The following is a 17,105-nucleotide window of genomic DNA, read 5'->3' as shown; positions in this document are numbered from 1 at the left end:
GTTTGGCACCTCGATGTCGGCTCGTCGCATCCTGGGGCTGAAGTCGGTCCCAAGGGTTGGGCTGTTCGCCCATTAAAGCGGCACGCGAGCTGGGTTTAGAACGTCGTGAGACAGTTCGGTCCCTATCCGCCGCGCGCGCACGGAGACGTGCGGGGAGCTGTCCCCAGTACGAGAGGACCGGGACGGACGAACCTCTAGTCTGCCAGTTGTCCCGCCAGGGGCAGGGCTGGTTCGCTACGTTCGGCACGGATAACCGCTGAAAGCATCTAAGCGGGAAGCCCACCCCAAGACCACGTCTCCCACCCCCCACCGGGGGGATAAGGCCCCCAGCAGACGACTGGGTCGATAGGCCCGACATGCACCCACAGCAATGTGCTCAGTGGACGGGTACTAACCGGCCGAACGACGAACACCCACACCCCACCCCCGCGCTCGCCACCACTACACAGCCTCAACCACCCACCCCCCAACAAGGGGCACCACAACTCCATACAACACACGCCCCCGCCCCCCCGTGGCGGCGGGGTCGGTGGCCACAGCGGAGCGGGACACGCCCGGACCCATCCCGAACCCGGCAGCTAAGCCCTCCAGCGCCCGACCTACTGCACCCCCACGAGTGCGGGAACCACGGACACCGCCGACCCCCCACCACACCCACCCCCCCACAAAGGGGGGCGTTTTCATATTGAACCCACCGACATCGGCTCTCCTTCGCCGATCCACTGTGCTACACAGTCCCGTACGGTTTTCAGCAGCCGTGCCGAGGGACGCACAGGATTGGCGGAATCGATGAAACAGGGCATGAACCGTGATGGTTCTGTCCCCCGCCCGGAGATCGGTGCGGGACGTGAACCGGTTCGAGTCTCCACACATGCCTGGATCGGACGATTACTCGGTCCGTTACTGGCGATCGTGGTCTACACGGTACTCCCGGACGGGGTGACCCACGCGGGTCGTGGAGTCGCCGCCGTCGGAACACTGATGGCCGTCTGGTGGATGAGTGAGGCGCTCCCGCTGGCCGCCACGGCCCTGCTGCCCGTTGCCTTGTTCCCCTTGCTGGGGGTGGGCGACATCGAGGACGCGACCACGCCGTACGCCAACGACATCGTCTTCCTGTTCATGGGTGGGTTCATGCTCGCCCTGGCGATGCAACGGTGGGGGCTGCATCGGCGTATCGCCCTGCGCACCGTCCTGGCCGTGGGAACGCGCCCGGTGCGCATGGTGGGTGGGTTCATGCTGGCCACCGCTTTTCTGTCCATGTGGGTCAGCAACACCGCCACCACCGTGGTGATGTTGCCGATCGGCATGTCCGTGCTGACCCTGGTGTTCGAACACCTCCACGGCAGTTCCGCGGCGGAGGACACGGAGCGGGTCACCGCTACGACGAACACCGACTCGGGTCGTTTCGCGGTGTGTCTGATGTTGGCCATCGCCTACGCGGCGAGCATCGGTTCACTGGCCACACTGATCGGCACACCTCCGAACCTTTTCATGGCGGGTTTCCTGTCCGAGAACCACGGGGTGCACATAGGATTCGCGCAGTGGATGGTTTTCGGACTTCCACTGGCCGCCGTGCTTCTGGTGTTGGCCTGGTTGCTGTTGACCAGGGTGATCTATCCGACGAACATCACCGAGATTCCCGGTGGGCGGGAACTCTTCCGGAACGAACTCGCCAAACTCGGGCCGATGAACCGAGGGGAACGGTTCGTCCTCGTGGTCTTCGTGCTGACCGCCGCTCTCTGGATTCTGCGCCAACCGCTTTCCGACCGGCTTCCCTGGCTCAACCTTTCCGACGCGGGGATCGCGATAGCGGCCGCCCTGGTACTGTTCGTGATCCCGCTTCACCCCCGCCAGGGAGTGTTCGCTCTGGACTGGGGCTCGGCGGGCGAACTGCCCTGGGGAGTCCTGTTGTTGTTCGGCGGTGGCCTCTCGTTGGCCTCCGCCGTCGGGTCGAGTGGGCTCGACACGTTCATCGGTACCCGAGTGGGGGCGCTCGATAGTGTTCCGTTGCCGCTGCTGGTGTTGATCGCGGTGGCGGCGATCATCTTCCTCACCGAAATGACCAGCAACACCGCCACGGCCGCCACGTTCCTGCCGATCCTGGCCGGTGTGGCCCTGGGACTGGACACCGACACGCTGCTGCTGGTCGTGCCCGCCACGGTGGCGGCCAGTTGTGCCTTCATGCTTCCGGTGGCGACGCCTCCGAACGCGATCGTGTTCGGTTCCGGCTACGTGACGATCCCGCAGATGGTCAAGGCGGGCTGGTGGCTCAACCTGGCCGCGCTCGTACTGATCCCCCTCGCCCTGTACGGTCTCGGCGGCTGGGCACTGGGGATCACCCTCGGCTGATTCCGTTCCCGACCGGATACGGTCGAGGCAGATCGCCGGTGATGTGTGGCACAGCCTCGGTCGGCCCGGTAGGTTTTCCGGTAGGTGTGGCGGTATGGGACGTGAGGCGGCGCAGCGGGACCGTGGTGATCCGCTCGAGGAGGACGCGGAGTGCGCACGGCGGAAACCGTCGCGTGCTCGCCGTCGCTCCCCCGGAGGACCGGTGGTCACCGTACTGCTGGTGCTCTCGGCCGTGTCCCTCTGCGGAGTGGCACTGGTGCGGTTCGCCGGACTGGAGCGCGGTCAGATCTCCTCGGCATTGGTCGCGGTACTGCCCTACGTCACGGTGGGCGGTGGAGTGCTGGTGCTGCTGGCACTGGCGCTGCGGCGCTGGTTGACCGCGCTGGTGGTGAGTCTGGTGACGGCGGTGCTCGCCGTCAGTCTCGCCCCTCGGGTGATCGCCGACGAGCCCACCGAAGTCCGGGGGCGTCCCCTGACCGTGTTGAGCGCGAACGTGTACTTCGGCCAGGCCGACGCCGAGCAGCTGGTCCGGCTGGTGCGGGACAACGACGTGGACGTGCTGAGCATGCCGGAGCTGGACTCGGGGATGGTGGAGAAGCTGCGGGAGGCCGGTCTGTTCGAGACGCTGCCGTACCGTGTGCTCGCGCCGGAGGAGGACGGCGACGGCTCGGGGATCGTCGCGCGCTATCCGCTGCGCGAGCTCTCGCTGGCCTCCGACAGCACCATGCGACAGCCCTCGGCCCTGGTCGACCTGCCCGGCCAGCGGGACGTGCAGTACGTCGCGGCACATCCCGTGGTCCCGGTCGGGGGTGACACCACCACCCGGTGGAAGCACGAGATCACCTCACTGCCCGCGCCGACCACCGATCGGCAGCGGCCGGTGCGGATCCTGGCCGGGGACTTCAACGCGACGCTGGATCACACGCCGCTGCGGAAACTGTTGGGGCGCGGTTACTCGGACGCCGCCGAGCTGACCGGCCGCGGACTGACTCCGACCTGGCCGGAACTGGGACGTCCCTGGGCCCCGCCGGTCACGCTCGATCACGTGCTGGTCAGTGGGGACACCGCCGTACGCGAGTACCGCACCTTCACGGTGCGCGGCACCGACCACCGGGCCGTGCTGGCCCGACTCACGATTCCCTCCCGAACGGACGACCCCGCCGGCGGAGGCTCACACGGGTGACCGGCACGCCCCGCGCACGATCGCAGGTCACAACTCCACCGGAGGATGCAGCCGTCCCACGGTCCACACCCTTTCGCGGATGATCACGAACGTGGTGAGGGTCAGTGCCGCGACGAGGAAACCGCCGAGCACCAGCAGGTCACGTACCAGGTGTTCGGTGAGTCCTCCGGAGATGGTCACGCGCAGCCCATCGACCAGGTAGGTCATGGGCAAGTAGGGGTGGATCGCCTGGAAGAGGGTCGGTGTGGTCTCCATGGGGTAGAGGCCGCCGGAGGCGGTCAACTGGATGATCAGCAGTACCAGGGACACGGCGTCACCGACCACTCCGAAGGCGGTGCGCAGCAGATGGTCGATCGCGACGAAGGCGGTGGCGGCCAGGGTGAGCAACCCGACCGTGGGCCAGAGGTGCAGCGGATCGAGCCCCAGACCGAATCCGACCGCGGCCAGCAGCACGTTCGCCCCGAGGGCGCCGAGCAGGGCGGCGGGTAGCCATCCGCCGAGGGCGATGGTCACGGCTCGGGTCCTTCCGGCCAGCGCCCGCTGGTTCACCGGTTTCAACAGCAGGTAGGCGAACAGGCCGAAGACCCACAGCGCGATCGCGAAGAAGAACGGGGCCAGACCACGGCCGTACACGTGGGCGGGGTTCAGGTTGTCCTGGGTGATGGTGGTGGGGGAGCCGAGAACGTCGGCGGCCTGGGCGACCTGTCTCGGGTTCGTGGGAGGCACGCGGGACAGGCTCTGGTCCACCAGCTCGGACAGTTCGGTGGCCCCCTCGTTGAGCCGCCGCGCACCGGCTTCGAGTGTATCCCCGCTGGAGGCCAGGGTGGCCAGGCTGTTGGTCAGCGTGGTGGCCCCGCTGCTCAGCGCCGAGGTTCCCGTGGCGACCCGGTCGGCGGGTTCGGAGACGGCTCTGATCCGCTGCTGTATCGCGGAGACGTTGCTCCGCAGCGCGGTGAGTCGGGACTGGGTCCGCTGCGCCTCGGACAGCACCTCGTGGGCCCGGTCGTCCATGCTGTCGGTGGTGCCCGCCACGCGCCGTGCGTTCCGCAGCGTTCTGCGGTAGACGGGATCCTCGGCCAGCTCGGGGTGTTTCCGCGCCAGTTCCTCCAGTCCGCTCACCCCGTTCGACGCCCGGTCCGTCACGAAGGAGGTGGCGGTGGCGAGGGTACCGAGCCCGTTCACCACGGTGGAGTTCGTGTCCACGGCCTCGTTCACCGCCGCCGGGGCTTTCTCGGCGGTCAGCTGCGTCAGCGCGCTCAGTCGCCGGTCCAGCTGGTCGGCCGCCGTGGAGATCTCGCTGATTCCCCGGGAGAAGCTGCGGGAGCTGTCCAGCGCCCCGGAGAGCCCGTCGTTGAGACCCGAGGTGCCGTCCACGGCCAGTGAGGTTCCCTCGACGAGTTCGTCGGCGGCGCGGGAGGCGTTCGAGAGCTTGTCCCGCATGGTGTCCAGCTCGTCGTAGAGGGCGCGGGCGTAGGCGCTGTGTGCGGCGGCGTTGATCTGGTTCTGCAGTTCGGCCTCGACGGTGTCGGCCATGATGCCGACGATGTAGCCGTTGGCGTCGTTCTTGGTGATGTGCAGGCTGGCCCGTTGGGGAGAGGTGCGGGTGGCGGTGGCGAGTTTGGCGCTGAAGTCCCTGGGGACGGTGATGGTGAAGTAGTAGTCGCCCTGGCGCAGCCCGCGCCGTGCCTCGTCCTTTCCGACGAAGTTCCACTCGAACGTCCGGCGGGCGCGCAGCTGCTGGACGAACTGCTCTCCGGCGTCGATGTACTGCCCGGAGGCCTCCACCGGCTGGTCCCGGTTGACCACGGCTACGGGGACCCGGTCCAGCCTGCCGTAGGGATCCCAGTTGGACCACAGGTACAGCGACCCGTACAGCAGCGGGACGAGTACCAGGGCGACCAGCACCAGGGGACGCAGTACGCCCCCACGGAACCTGCGGAGTTCGAGCAGCGCGAGCTTGATGGCCTTCATCGCGGGGGTCCGTTTTCCTCCGAGTCCGAGTCGGACTCTTCCGGTTCGGGCAGTTCCGCCGTGTCCTCGACGGCGGGGGTGGGGGCGTCGGGGTGTTCGGCGGCGTCGTCCACCAGGGAGAAGAGGTCCGGCTGGTCGACCTCGCGTCCCGGGGCGGCGTGCTCGCCGGGGGAGACGAGCTCGGCTCCGGTGAACTGTCCTGCCGGGGGAGGAAGTCCGGTGTCCGGTCGGGTTCCCGGATTCCGGGAGGGCTCGGGATCCGGATGGGGCAGTCTGACCACCGGTTCGACGTCGGTCCGGGGTGGGTCGGTGGTACTGGCGATCACCGTGATCCCGTGGGTGCTGATTCTGTGCAGCGCCGCCCACACCCGGGTGCGTGCGGCCTCCGGCAGTCCCCGCTCCACGTCGTCGACCAGCAGTCCCGCCGGTGTGGGTGCCACCCCGAGCGCGACGGCCAGCAGCAGACGTTCAGCCGGGTGCAGTGCCCACAGCGGCGCTCGGCGGTCGGGGTCGATGCCGACGAGCGCGAAGGAGGCCGCGATGTCCTCCTCGGTGGTCGCGGCGATGACGTGGCGTTCGCGTATCGCCTCGCGGACCTTCCAGCGTTCTTCCAGCTCGAAGCCGGGGACCAGTCTCGCCGGGATGATCAGTCGGCGGGCGTGCCGGGCGTGCCGGGGCAGCCGGTGTCCGTCGACCTCGATCCTGCCCGCGACGGTGCGCAGTCTCCCGGACAGGGCGAGCAGCAGCGCTGTCCGACCCGTTCCGGAGGGACCGGCCACCACGGCGAGCTGTCCGGGGTGGATGTCGACGTCGACGTTCTCGAACACCGGTCCCAGTGGTCCGCGCGCGGTGATCCCGCGTGCGGTGACGGCCACTCCCTCGGAACGCATGGGCCCCCCTGGCGAAGGATCTGTCGTTGATCCAACCTGAACCCTTGCCGGGGGCTCGGCAACTCGAGATCGACCGCCGGGGGGTCAGTGTTCGCCGGGCAGTCCGAACCGGCCGTCCTCGGTCTGTTCCACCAGACCGTCCACGAGCAGGGAGTCCAGGGCCCGGTCGCGCTGTGCGGCGTCGTTCCACACCGCGTCCAGCTCGGCGCGTGGGACGGGACCGTCGGAGCCGCGCAGCACGTCCAGCAGCAGCCCGCGCACTTGGCGGTCGGTGCCCGCGAAGCGCTGCACTTTCTTGGGCGGGCCGTCGTAGGCGGGTTGGCCGGCTTCCAGCCAGGCACAGTTTCCGGCCAGGGGGCAGATCTCGCAGCCGGGGGAGCGCACCGTGCACACGGTCTGCCCCAGTTCCATCAGGGCCGCCGACATGCGGGAGGCCCGGTGGTCGTCGGCGGGCAGCAGCGCGTCGACGTCGGCCAGGTCCTTGCGGGGGGAGGGGTTGCCCGCGTCGGCGGCTCCGTGCACGGCCCGTGCGACCACGCGACGCACGTTCGTGTCCACCACGGGGGCCCGTCTGCCGTAGGCGAAGGCGGCCACGGCACGGGCGGTGTAGGTGCCCACGCCGGGAAGGGCCAACAGTGTGTCCACATCGGAGGGTACGCGGTCCCCGTGTTCGGTGGCGATCACCGAGGCCGCCTCGTGCAGTCGCATCGCCCTGCGGGGGTAGCCGAGCTTGCCCCAGGCGCGCAGCACCTCACCCTGGGAGGCGCCGGCCAGGTCGGAGGGGCGGGGCCAGCGGCTCATCCACTCCCGCCAGATCGGCAGCACCCGGTTCACCGGGGTCTGTTGCAGCATGGTCTCGCTGACCAGCACCCCCCACCCGTCGACGTCCGGTCCGCGCCACGGCAGGTCGCGTGCCGTGTTCGTGAACCAGTCGATCAGCTCGTCGGGGTCGAGTGGGACCCGCTCGCCCGAGGGGGTGAGTGTGTTCTGATCCGGGTTCGTCATGACCCCTCGATCGTGTCATGTCCCGTGGTGGTCCTCCCCTCCGGAGGGTGCTCCGGGGCACGGCCGGTCACGCCGAGGGGAGGGCCACCACTGTGAAGTCAGTCGAGGGCGACCTCGGTGAGACGGTCGGAGTCGATGTCGTGTACGAACGCCCGGACACTGGTGGTCTCGGTCAGGAACGGGCTCTGTCGCACGCGCCGTGCGGACTGGCGCAGGTCCTGCTCGGCGTCGCTGAAGGTCTCCACCGACCAGGTGGGTCGTTGACCGGTGACCTTCTCCAGTTCCCCCTTGAACTCCTCCTCGGTGAAGGTGCTCATGCCGCAGCGGGTGTGGTGCATCAGCACCACCTCGGTGGTTCCCAGCTTGCGCTGGCTGATCGACAGCGAGCGGAGCACGTCCTCGGTGACCGCGCCTCCGGCGTTGCGGATCACGTGCGCCTCCCCGGAGGCCAGTCCGAGCGTGCGTGCCGGGTCGATGCGGCAGTCCATGCACGTGACCACGGCGGTGCGCAGCCCGGGAGCACCCGGTACCTGCCCGTCCCAGGACTCGTGCTCGCGACGGCTGCGGGCCAGCAGGTCGTCGGTCGCGGTCACCTGAACCTCCTCGTGCCGAACGGCGTCCGGAAAGATCGTCGGTACCGAGAGTACCGTGATCCCGGACAAAGCGGATGAGCGGCCGTTCTGCGGTCCCCGGGAAGGTCATCCGTCGCGCAGGGCGCGCAGTGCGGAGCGCAGCTCGGCGACCTCGGTGACCCGGATTCCCTCGGGGGCTGGTCCGCTGTCCGGGGGAACCAGGGCGTGTTCGAAACCGAGCCGGGCCGCCTCGGCGAGCCTGCGTCCCACCGCGTTGACCCGTCGTATCTCCCCGGCGAGTCCCACCTCACCCACGGCCACCGTGCCCGGCCGCAGCGGGACGTCGAGCTTGGCCGAGGCCACCGCCAGGGCCGTGGGCAGGTCCACGGCGGGTTCGGTGACCCGCACCCCGCCGACGGTGGCGGCGTAGACGTCGTGGTCGCCGGTTCTGATGTTGCCCCGTTTGTCGAGCACCGCGAGCATCATGGACACCCGGGCGGAGTCCAGCCCGCTGACGGCGCGCCGTGGCATGTTCATCTGGGTGGGGCTCACCAGCGCCTGCACCTCGGCGAGCAGGGGACGTTTGCCCTCCACGACCACCGTGACGGCCGTGCCGGGCACCCGGGACTGCCGGTCGTTGACGAACAGGCCGGAGGGGTCGGGCACCTCGGCGATGCCGTCGTCCTCCTGCTCGAAGCAGCCGACCTCGTCGGCCGGGCCGAAGCGGTTCTTCACCCCACGCAACATGCGCAGCGTCGAGTGCCGGTCCCCCTCGAACTGCAGCACCACGTCGACGAGGTGTTCCAGTGCGCGCGGCCCGGCGACCGCACCCTCCTTGGTCACGTGCCCCACGAGCAGGACGGGAAGGCCGCGTTCCTTGGCGAGGGTGACCAGGGCGGAGGTCACGGCCCGTACCTGTGTCACTCCGCCGGGTGTTCCCTCGGTGTCACCGGCCTGCACGGTCTGGACCGAGTCCACGATGAGCAGACCGGGTCGGAGCTGTTCCACCTGCTCGACCACGGCGGGCAGCTCACTCTCGGCGCCCAGGTACAGCTCGGGGTGCAGTGAGTCGGTGCGTTCGGCCCGCAACCGTACCTGTCCGGCCGACTCCTCGCCGGTGACGTACAGCGACCGTCCACCGGCGCCGCCGGCCGCCCAGCGGTGGGCCGTCTCCAGTAGCAGGGTGGACTTTCCCACACCCGGTTCACCGGCCAGCAGCACCACGGCTCCCGGGACGATGCCACCACCGAGCACCCGGTCCAGCTCGCCGATGCCGGTGGGGACCACCCGGGCCGTGTCCAGGTCCACCTCGGCGATGGGCCTGGCCGGTGTCGTGGGGGAACCTCCGGTTGATCCGGACGATGTGGCCGGACGGAGGGAGGACTCCTCGAAGGTCCCCCACTGTCCACAGTCCGGACACTGCCCGATCCACTTGGTGACCGTGCGGCCACACTCGGTGCAGCGGTATCCGGTCCTGCCGCTTCGCGCGTTCTTGGTAGCCACGGCGGGAGGCTATCCCGTGTCACCGACGGAGGGACCGACGGTACACATTGTGGGGAAGTTCACAGTCGCGAGTGCGGGATCACTGCCCCTGGGAGTCACCTTCGAGGTCAGCGTTCGGCTGCTCCGTGGATTCCTCGCCCGTGTGGGAGTCGGAGCTCCCGGAGTCGGACCCGGAGCCGTGCTCGGCGTTCGCGTCGTGCGGGCTGCCGTGTTCGGGACGCTGCTCGGGACTGCGACCGATCGGGACCTGCAGGGTGGTCGAGCCGGCGTTCTCGAAGGTGAACCGCACGGGAACGGTCACCCCGGGGTAGATGTCCTGGGTCAGCCCGGTCAGCGTGATCCGGACCCGCTCGCGGTCGTCGTCGGAGGCCCGCACCGCGTTCGAGTTCTCCGAGGGCTCCACGGCGTAGAGCCGCCGCTGGCCGGGAATGGTCCTGGTTCCGGTGATCTCGACCGAGTCCGCGTAGCTGCTGCTGACCCGCACCAGCCGGTCCGAGCGGGCGGACTCGTTGACCAGCACCGCGTCGACCGGGGCGGTCGAGCCCTCCTCGTAGACCGCGTCCTGACCGTCGGGGAACCCGAGGGTGGCGTTGCGGATGGCCATGCTCGTCGCGTTGCCGTTGGCCCCGTAGATGGCGGCGACCTGTTCGGAGGTCTCCGCCTGCTGGCCGGTGGCGCAGCCGGAGAGCGCGACGACGGTGCCGAGGCCGAGGGCTGCGGGTACCAACCGCAGGCGAACTGCCTTGCTGTGCTGTGAGCGGCTCACGGGTGCAGCGTCCTTCCTGCTTGTCGGACAACCGGGTATGAGCCTAAACCGTTGTCGTGGACGATGTTGGTCGCACCCCTGGGCGCTACCTACCACCAGGGGAGAGGGAGGTGCGTGGTGGTGGTCGAGCTCAGCTGCTTTGCATGAGGAAAGCCTCTTTGTCAACCCCCTGTTTGCCCGCTGACCTGCAACGAAGGGATCGAGCCCTTCGAAGTGGCGTTGCTGACCATGCTAGACTGGACACAGCGAAAGGGGCAGAGGACACATGGTTTTCAAGGTCGGAGAGACCGTCGTCTACCCGCATCACGGCGCAGCGCTGATTGAAGCAATCGAGACGCGTGTGATCAAGGGCGAGGAGAAACAGTACCTCGTGCTCAAGGTCGCACAGGGCGACTTGACCGTTCGGGTCCCCGCGGAGAACGCCGAGCACGTCGGCGTGCGGGACGTCGTCGGTCAGGAAGGTCTCGATCACGTCTTCGACGTGCTGCGTTCGGATCACACCGAGGAACCGACCAACTGGTCCCGTCGGTACAAGGCCAACCTGGAGAAACTCGCCTCGGGCGATGTGAACAAGGTGGCCGAAGTGGTGCGCGACCTCTGGCGACGCGAACAGGATCGCGGCTTGTCCGCGGGGGAGAAGCGTATGTTGACCAAGGCGCGGCAGATCCTGGTCAGCGAACTCGCGCTGGCCGAGGGCACCGACGAAGGCAAGGCCGAGAGTCTGCTGGACGAAGTGCTGGCGACGACGGTCTGACCGACGGTTCGAGCAGTGTGGACGTCGTAGCTCTGGTGCCGGCCGCCGGGCGGGGAACCCGTCTCGGTGCCGGTGTCCCCAAGGCCCTGGTTCCGGTGCTGGGGGAGTCCCTGCTGTCGCGGGCCGTGCGCGGACTGCGGGACTCGTCGAGCGTGCGTCACGTGATCGTGGCCGCTCCCGCCGAGCACCGTGACCGGATGGAGCGCGAGCTCACCGGTGTGGGTAGCGGAGTGCACGTCGTCGAGGGCGGCGCCGAACGCACCGACTCGGTGCGGGCGGCGCTGGAGGCCTCCGAACGGATCGCCCCCTCGGCGGAGGCCGTGCTCGTGCACGACGCCGCCCGTGCTTTCACACCGCCCTCGGTGGTGCGCTCCGTGATCGCCGAACTGGCCGACGGCGCCTCCGCCGTGGTTCCGGTGCTGCCGGTGGCCGACACCGTCAAGCGCGTCGACGAAAACGGCACGGTACTGGACACTGTCGACCGTTCGTGGCTGCGTGCGGTGCAGACCCCGCAGGGTTTCTCCCCGGCCGTGCTACGGGCCGCCTACGAGTCGGTGGGGGAGGTGGCCACCGACGACGCCGGTTTGGTCGAGCGTTCGGGCTGGCCGGTACACACCGTGGAGGGACACAGCCACGCCTTGAAGATCACGACCTCTTTCGACCTGGCGATCGCGGAGACGGTGCTGGCTCCGGCGTGGGCGGACTCCGATGTGTACGCGCGGAACACGACCGGAAGCGGACGGTGAGCGGGCGCACGGTCGCCGTGTGACGGTGCAGGTTTAACCCGGGCGGGTGTCGCGGGAACGGGAACGGGTGAGCGTGCGGTGGGCGAACTACCCCGGATCGGACAGGGTGTCGACGTGCACCCGATCGTGGAAGGCAGACCGTGTTGGATCGCGGGGCTCTTCTGGCCCGGCCTGCACGGGTGCTCCGGCCATTCCGACGGTGACGTGGCCGCGCACGCGGTGTGCGACGCGGTGCTCTCCGCGGCGGGACTCGGTGACCTCGGTGCCGTGTTCGGCACGGCGGACCGGCGCTGGGCCGACGCCCACGGTGTCGACTTCCTGGCCGGTGTGCGGGAGCTGCTGGACGAACGGGGGTTTCGGGTCGGCAACGCCTCCGTGCAGGTGATCGGCGAGTTCCCCCGGGTGGGCAAGCGGCGCGGTGAGGCCGAGGAGGCTCTCGGGACGGCACTGGGGACCGGCGTCTCCGTGTCCGGAACGACCACCGACGGGCTGGGGCTGACCGGTCGCGGGGAGGGCATCGCCGCCGTGGCCACGGCGCTGGTGGTCCGCGACAGTCCGGTGTGATCCGTCCGCGTTCCTCCGGAAGGCCCTCAGGTGCGTGACCGTCCCGGTCGTGAACCGCCGCGGTGATGTTCGCCGCATCACGGGGGTGGAGGAGACCACTCGGCACGTACCGTGGACGTGTGACCGTGCGCGCAGTGCTTTTCGACTTCTCCGGCACGTTGTTCCGTCTGGAGCAGGACGAGTCCTGGCTCGAAGGACTCACCGACTCGGGGGGACGGCAGTGGGACCTGGAGGCCCAGGCGGAGCTGATGCGCCGCCTCACCGCCCCGGTCGGCAAGGTCGCCGAACTCCCCGAGGAGTACCAGCGGGCCTGGGAGGAACGGGACCTGGATCCCGAGCTGCACCGCAAGGTCTACCTGGAGGTGCTGCGCAGTTCCGGGGTCACCGAACAGGAGCAGGCCGAGGCCCTCTACGCCCGGCTGGTGGACCCCGACTGCTGGACGCCCTATCCGGACACCGAGCCCGTGGTGCGGGGGCTGCACGAGGCCGGGATCCGCACCGGGGTCATCAGCAACATCGCCTTCGACATCCGTCCGGCCTTCGACCGGATCGGTGTCGGTGGGCACTTCGACGCGGTGTTGATGTCCTACCTCGAAGGTGTGATCAAGCCCGACCCGAAGTTGTTCCTGCGCGCCTGCGAACGGCTGGGGGTGGCCCCCGAGGAGACCCTCATGATCGGGGACAGCGCGGAGGCCGACGGCGGCGCCACCGAGGTCGGTTGCGAGTTCGCCCTGGTCGAGCCGCTGCCCACCTCGGAACGGCCGGACGCCCTGTTGCGGGCGGTCGCCGAGCACGGCGTGCGGTTGTGAGGACGGACCTGCAGCGGGGCGGGGGGCGCCCCGTACCATCGGCGGTGTGAGCCTGTACCTGCATGACACCGCCACCCGCAGCACCCGTGAGTTCCGGCCGCGCCGTCCCGGCGTGGCCTCGTTGTACCTGTGCGGGGCAACGGTTCAGGGGATGCCGCACGTGGGGCATGTGCGCAGCGGGCTCAACTTCGACGTGCTGCGCCGCTGGCTGACCCGCAACGGTTACGACGTGCGCCTGGTACGCAACGTCACCGACATCGACGACAAGATCCTCGCCAGGGCCGCGGAGGCGGGACGCCCCTGGTGGGAGTGGGCGGCCACCCACGAGCGGGCGTTCGAGAGCGCCTACGACCGGCTCGGCTGCCTGCCCCCCTCGGCGACGCCGCGGGCCACCGGCCACATCACCCAGATGATCGAGTTGGTCGAGCGGCTGGTGGAGCGCGGCCACGCCTACGCGGCCGAGGACGGGGACGTCTACTTCTCGGTGCCCTCCTACGCCGAGCACTACGGCAGGCTCTCCGGACAGCGCCCGGAGGAGATGCAGCCCAGCGAGGACACCGCCGGAACGGGCAAGCGCGACCCCCGGGACTTCACGCTGTGGAAGGCGGCCAAACCCGGTGAGCCGAGCTGGCCCAGCCCGTGGGGACCGGGGCGGCCGGGGTGGCACCTGGAGTGCTCGGCGATGTCCACCCACTACCTGGGCAGCGAGTTCGACATCCACGGGGGAGGGCTGGACCTGGTCTTCCCGCACCACGAGAACGAGCTGGCGCAGTCCACCGCCGCCGGGGACGGCTTCGCCGCCTACTGGCTGCACAACGCCTGGGTCACCGCCGCGGGCGAGAAGATGTCCAAGTCGCTGGGCAACACGCTGGAGATCTCGGCGCTGCTGCGCCGGGTCCGCCCCGTGGAGCTGCGCTACTACCTGGTGGTTCCGCACTACCGCTCCACGGTGGAGTTCTCGGACGAGGGACTGGACGAGGCCGTGGCCACCTTCGGCCGGATGGAGTCCTTCCTGCACCGGGTGGTGCAGCGCACCGGCAACGTCTCCCCCGGGCGGGTACACGCCGAGTTCACGGAGGCGATGAACGACGACCTGGGTACTCCCCAGGCCATCGCCGTGGTCCACAACGCGATCCGCGAGGGCAACGCCGCCTTGGACTCCGGCGACGACGAGGGCGCCCGTTCCGCCGCGGCCGGGGTGCGGGCGATGCTGGACGTTTTCGGGCTGGACCCGCTGGCGGAGAACTGGGTCGCCGACAGCGGCAGGTCCGACGCCGCCCACAACGCGTTGTCCGAGTTGGTCGAGGGCCTTCTCCGACAGCGCAGCGAGGCCAGGGCCCAGCGGGACTTCGCCACCGCGGACGCGGTGCGGGACCGGTTGCAGGCGTGCGGAATCGCCGTCGAGGACACCCCCGACGGGCCGATGTGGACTTTGAAGGACTGATAGCTCGTGGCGGGTAACGACAAGCGCAGAGGCGCGGTACGCAAGTCAGGCACCAAGAAGGGCATGGTCGTCGGATCGGGTGGCCAGCGGCGCAAGGCGCTGCGCGGCAAGGGGCCCACCCCCAAGGCGGAACACCGCTACGACCACCCGGCCAAACGCAAGGCCGACGCGCGGAAGAAGGCCCAGCAGGAGCGGGAGGAGAAACGCCGGGCCGCCGAGGCCAACGGCGAGTTGGTGGCCGGGCGCAACCCGGTGCTGGAGTGCGTCCGTGCCGGGGTGCCGATCAGCGCGTTGTACGCCGCCCACGGGATCGACGCCGACGAGCGGGTGACCGAGGCGGTGCGGCTCGCCGCCGACCAGGGGATCTCCGTGGTCGAGGTGCCGCGTGTCGAGCTGGACCGGATGACCTCGAACGCGGTTCACCAGGGACTGGCCCTGCGCATCCCACCCTACGAGTATTTCGAGCCCGCCGACCTGCTCACCGCCGCGCGTGACTCGGGACTTCCCCCGCTGCTGGTCGCGCTGGACGGGGTGACCGATCCGCGCAACCTCGGCGCGATCGTGCGCTCGGCCGCCGCGTTCGGCGCGCACGGTGTGGTGGTGCCGCAGCGCCGCAGCGCGGCGATGAGCGCGGTCGCCTGGCGGGCCAGTGCGGGCACGGCCGCCAACATCCGGGTGGCCCGGGCTACGAACCTGAACCGCACGTTGCGGAGTTTCCAGTCGGAGGGGCTGATGGCCGTGGGGCTGGACGCCGACGCCGACGTGACCTCCGACGAACTGGAGCTGGCCACCGAGCCGCTCGTGGTCGTGGTGGGTTCCGAGGGGCGCGGACTGTCCAGACTGACCAGGCAGCACTGTGACCAGACGGTGTCCATTCCCATGTCCGCCGGGGTGGAGTCGTTGAACGCCTCGGTGGCCGCTGGTGTGGTGCTGGCCGAGGTCGCCCGCCGGCGCCGACTGTGACACCTCGGTCCGTGTTCCGGGTGTGGAACGGATCTCACCGCCGGATTCGGATGTGAGCCCCCGGGCGGCGACGGGTTCGGTTAGGGTTTCGCGGACAGCAACGTGGTGGTTCCCGCTTCCGCACTGACCCGTCCGGACACCGATGTCGTTCGCAACCCCGCTCTTCCTGTGGTACTTCCTGCCCGCGACCCTGGGCTGTCTGCTGCTGGCGCCGCGTTCCGCGCGGAACGCGGTGGTGGCCGTGGCCAGCCTGGTGTTCTACGCCAGCGGGGCGGGAGGCACCACGGCGCTGCTGCTGGGCTGCATCGTGGTGAACTTCCTGGCGGGAAGGCGGTTGGAGCCCGACGAGTGGGGACTCGACCGGAGCCGCAGGCGGTACCTGCTCGGTGGGGTGATCGCGGTCAACCTGGCCGTGCTGGGGGTGTGGAAGTACGCGGGTTTCGCCTCCGAGCAGGCGGCGGTGTTGGCGGGCTGGTTCGGCGGTCACCTGCCCACCTTCGAGGTCGTGCTGCCGATCGGGATCTCCTTCTACACCTTCCACCACATCTCCTACGTGGTGGACGTCTACCGGGGGGAGCGCCCCGCCCTGCGCGACCCGGTCGCCTTCGTCGCCTACATCGCGATGTTCCCGCAGCTCGTGGCGGGGCCGATCGTGCGCTACCGCGAGATCGCCGACCAGCTTCCCCAGCGACGCACCCACCGGCTGGACGACATCGCCGCCGGGTTCCCGCGTTTCGCCTGGGGGCTGAGCAAGAAGGTGATCGTGGCCGACAGCCTCGCCCCGGTCTCCGACGCGGCGTTCTCCACCTCCGCGGACGACATGACCTTCGCGATCGCCTGGGTCGGTGCGGTCGCCTACACGGTGCAGCTGTACTTCGACTTCTCGGGCTACTCGGACATGGCGATCGGACTGGGCAGGATGCTCGGTTTCCGTCTTCCCGAGAACTTCGCCCGTCCGTACTCCTCGGTGACCGTGACCGAGTTCTGGCAGCGGTGGCACATGTCCCTGTCGCGGTGGTTCCGGGACTACGTCTACATCCCGCTGGGGGGCAACCGGAACGGGACCGTGCGCACCTACCGGAACCTGGCGATCGTGTTCGTGCTGACCGGCTTCTGGCACGGCGCGGCGTGGACCTACCTGGTGTGGGGGGTGTTCCACGGGGCGCTGTTGGTGATCGAACGGGCCGCCGGACTGGACCGGCGGCCGGCGGGAGTGAACGCGCGGATCGCGCGGCGGGCCGGAACCATGGTGCTCGTGCTCGTGGGGTGGGTGTTCTTCCGCGCGCCCGACCTGGGCAGTGCCGTGGTGATGCTCGGGCACATGTTCGTTCCCGACGTGGCGGGGCTGAACGCGGTGGTGGAGGCGGCGCTCACCAACCAGCGCACGTTGATCCTGCTCGCGGCGTTGGCGGTGGTGCTGTTGCCCGCCGGAGCGGGTACGGGCACCTATCTGGAGGCGGCCCGGACCCGGGCGGCCACCGGCGCCAGGGTGGGGGTCATGACCGTGGGAGTGTGCTACGCGGGACTGCTGGTCGCCAGCGGTTCGTTCAGCCCCTTCCTCTACTACCAGTTCTGAGGGTTCGGTT

At 69.5% G+C, this 17,105-nt stretch carries 15 protein-coding genes, 1 rRNA gene and 2 other annotated features; of the genes, 10 read left to right on the top strand and 6 right to left on the bottom strand.

All coding sequences use genetic code 11. From position 1 onward, the window contains the following. Positions 1–7: 7 nt before the first annotated feature. Positions 8–117 (top strand) — a sequence feature (23S ribosomal RNA rRNA prediction is too short). Between the two features lie 24 nt (positions 118–141). Further along, positions 142–402 (top strand) — a sequence feature (23S ribosomal RNA rRNA prediction is too short). A gap of 123 nt (positions 403–525) precedes the next feature. The 3 genes from rrf (at position 526) to ACTMO_RS0116595 (ending at position 3,532) form a co-directional block, all read left to right on the top strand. Continuing rightward, positions 526–643, top strand: a 5S ribosomal RNA gene (gene rrf, locus ACTMO_RS0116605). Between the two features lie 146 nt (positions 644–789). Further along, positions 790–2,349: an SLC13 family permease gene (locus ACTMO_RS0116600; protein ID WP_019855810.1), complete on the top strand. Its 1,560-nt coding sequence runs from the start codon at positions 790–792 to the stop codon at positions 2,347–2,349. A 94-nt stretch (positions 2,350–2,443) separates the two neighbouring features. Continuing rightward, on the top strand, positions 2,444–3,532 hold the full coding sequence (locus ACTMO_RS0116595; RefSeq protein WP_019855809.1) for an endonuclease/exonuclease/phosphatase family protein: 1,089 nt from the start codon (positions 2,444–2,446) through the stop codon (positions 3,530–3,532). Between the two features lie 27 nt (positions 3,533–3,559). Here the strand turns inward: ACTMO_RS0116595 and ACTMO_RS0116590 are convergent, their stop codons facing one another. The 6 genes from ACTMO_RS0116590 to ACTMO_RS21340 all read right to left on the bottom strand — a co-directional run bounded on the left by ACTMO_RS0116590 (position 3,560) and on the right by ACTMO_RS21340 (position 10,239). After that, complete coding sequence (locus tag ACTMO_RS0116590) at positions 3,560–5,503, bottom strand: YhgE/Pip family protein (protein ID WP_019855808.1); 1,944 nt, start codon at positions 5,501–5,503, stop codon at positions 3,560–3,562. Continuing rightward, positions 5,500–6,393, bottom strand: coding sequence for an ATP-binding cassette domain-containing protein (locus ACTMO_RS0116585; RefSeq protein WP_019855807.1), 894 nt, complete (start codon positions 6,391–6,393; stop codon positions 5,500–5,502). The genes ACTMO_RS0116590 and ACTMO_RS0116585 overlap by 4 nt, the downstream gene beginning before the upstream one ends. Before the next feature lie 84 nt (positions 6,394–6,477). Continuing rightward, entirely contained in the window at positions 6,478–7,398 is a 921-nt protein-coding gene (locus ACTMO_RS0116580) for an HhH-GPD family protein (protein WP_019855806.1), read from the bottom strand. A gap of 98 nt (positions 7,399–7,496) precedes the next feature. Continuing rightward, positions 7,497–7,991, bottom strand: coding sequence for a beta-class carbonic anhydrase (locus ACTMO_RS0116575; RefSeq protein WP_026449328.1), 495 nt, complete (start codon positions 7,989–7,991; stop codon positions 7,497–7,499). A 105-nt stretch (positions 7,992–8,096) separates the two neighbouring features. Further along, entirely contained in the window at positions 8,097–9,473 is a 1,377-nt protein-coding gene (gene radA, locus ACTMO_RS0116570; RefSeq protein WP_019855804.1) for a DNA repair protein RadA, read from the bottom strand. Between the two features lie 79 nt (positions 9,474–9,552). After that, entirely contained in the window at positions 9,553–10,239 is a 687-nt protein-coding gene (locus tag ACTMO_RS21340) for a copper chaperone PCu(A)C (RefSeq protein ID WP_019855803.1), read from the bottom strand. A 265-nt stretch (positions 10,240–10,504) separates the two neighbouring features. On the opposite strand from ACTMO_RS21340, the gene ACTMO_RS0116560 reads away from it, so the two are divergent. The 7 genes from ACTMO_RS0116560 to ACTMO_RS0116530 all read left to right on the top strand — a co-directional run bounded on the left by ACTMO_RS0116560 (position 10,505) and on the right by ACTMO_RS0116530 (position 17,095). Next, entirely contained in the window at positions 10,505–10,993 is a 489-nt protein-coding gene (locus ACTMO_RS0116560) for a CarD family transcriptional regulator (RefSeq protein ID WP_019855802.1), read from the top strand. A gap of 17 nt (positions 10,994–11,010) precedes the next feature. Beyond that, positions 11,011–11,739: a 2-C-methyl-D-erythritol 4-phosphate cytidylyltransferase gene (ispD, locus tag ACTMO_RS0116555; protein WP_019855801.1), complete on the top strand. Its 729-nt coding sequence runs from the start codon at positions 11,011–11,013 to the stop codon at positions 11,737–11,739. Positions 11,740–11,817: 78 nt separating this feature from the next. Then, the gene (gene ispF / locus ACTMO_RS0116550; protein WP_019855800.1) at positions 11,818–12,303 is read left to right on the top strand and encodes a 2-C-methyl-D-erythritol 2,4-cyclodiphosphate synthase; all 486 of its coding nucleotides are present in this window, start codon (positions 11,818–11,820) and stop codon (positions 12,301–12,303) included. A 119-nt stretch (positions 12,304–12,422) separates the two neighbouring features. Next, complete coding sequence (locus tag ACTMO_RS0116545; RefSeq protein WP_019855799.1) at positions 12,423–13,112, top strand: HAD family hydrolase; 690 nt, start codon at positions 12,423–12,425, stop codon at positions 13,110–13,112. Positions 13,113–13,158: 46 nt separating this feature from the next. Continuing rightward, positions 13,159–14,556, top strand: coding sequence for a cysteine--tRNA ligase (gene cysS / locus ACTMO_RS0116540; protein ID WP_019855798.1), 1,398 nt, complete (start codon positions 13,159–13,161; stop codon positions 14,554–14,556). Between the two features lie 6 nt (positions 14,557–14,562). After that, complete coding sequence (gene rlmB, locus ACTMO_RS0116535) at positions 14,563–15,519, top strand: 23S rRNA (guanosine(2251)-2'-O)-methyltransferase RlmB (protein WP_019855797.1); 957 nt, start codon at positions 14,563–14,565, stop codon at positions 15,517–15,519. 142 nt (positions 15,520–15,661) lie between these two features. After that, positions 15,662–17,095 carry an MBOAT family O-acyltransferase gene (locus ACTMO_RS0116530; protein WP_019855796.1) on the top strand — a complete coding sequence of 478 codons (1,434 nt, stop codon included), beginning with the start codon at positions 15,662–15,664 and terminating at the stop codon, positions 17,093–17,095. Positions 17,096–17,105 lie beyond the last annotated feature (10 nt).

Source organism: Actinopolyspora mortivallis DSM 44261, assembly GCF_000384035.1.
Classification (GTDB): Bacteria; Actinomycetota; Actinomycetes; order Mycobacteriales; family Pseudonocardiaceae; genus Actinopolyspora; species Actinopolyspora mortivallis.
Note: the sequence above shows the minus strand (reverse complement) of the source record. Positions and strands in the feature narration are given on the sequence as shown.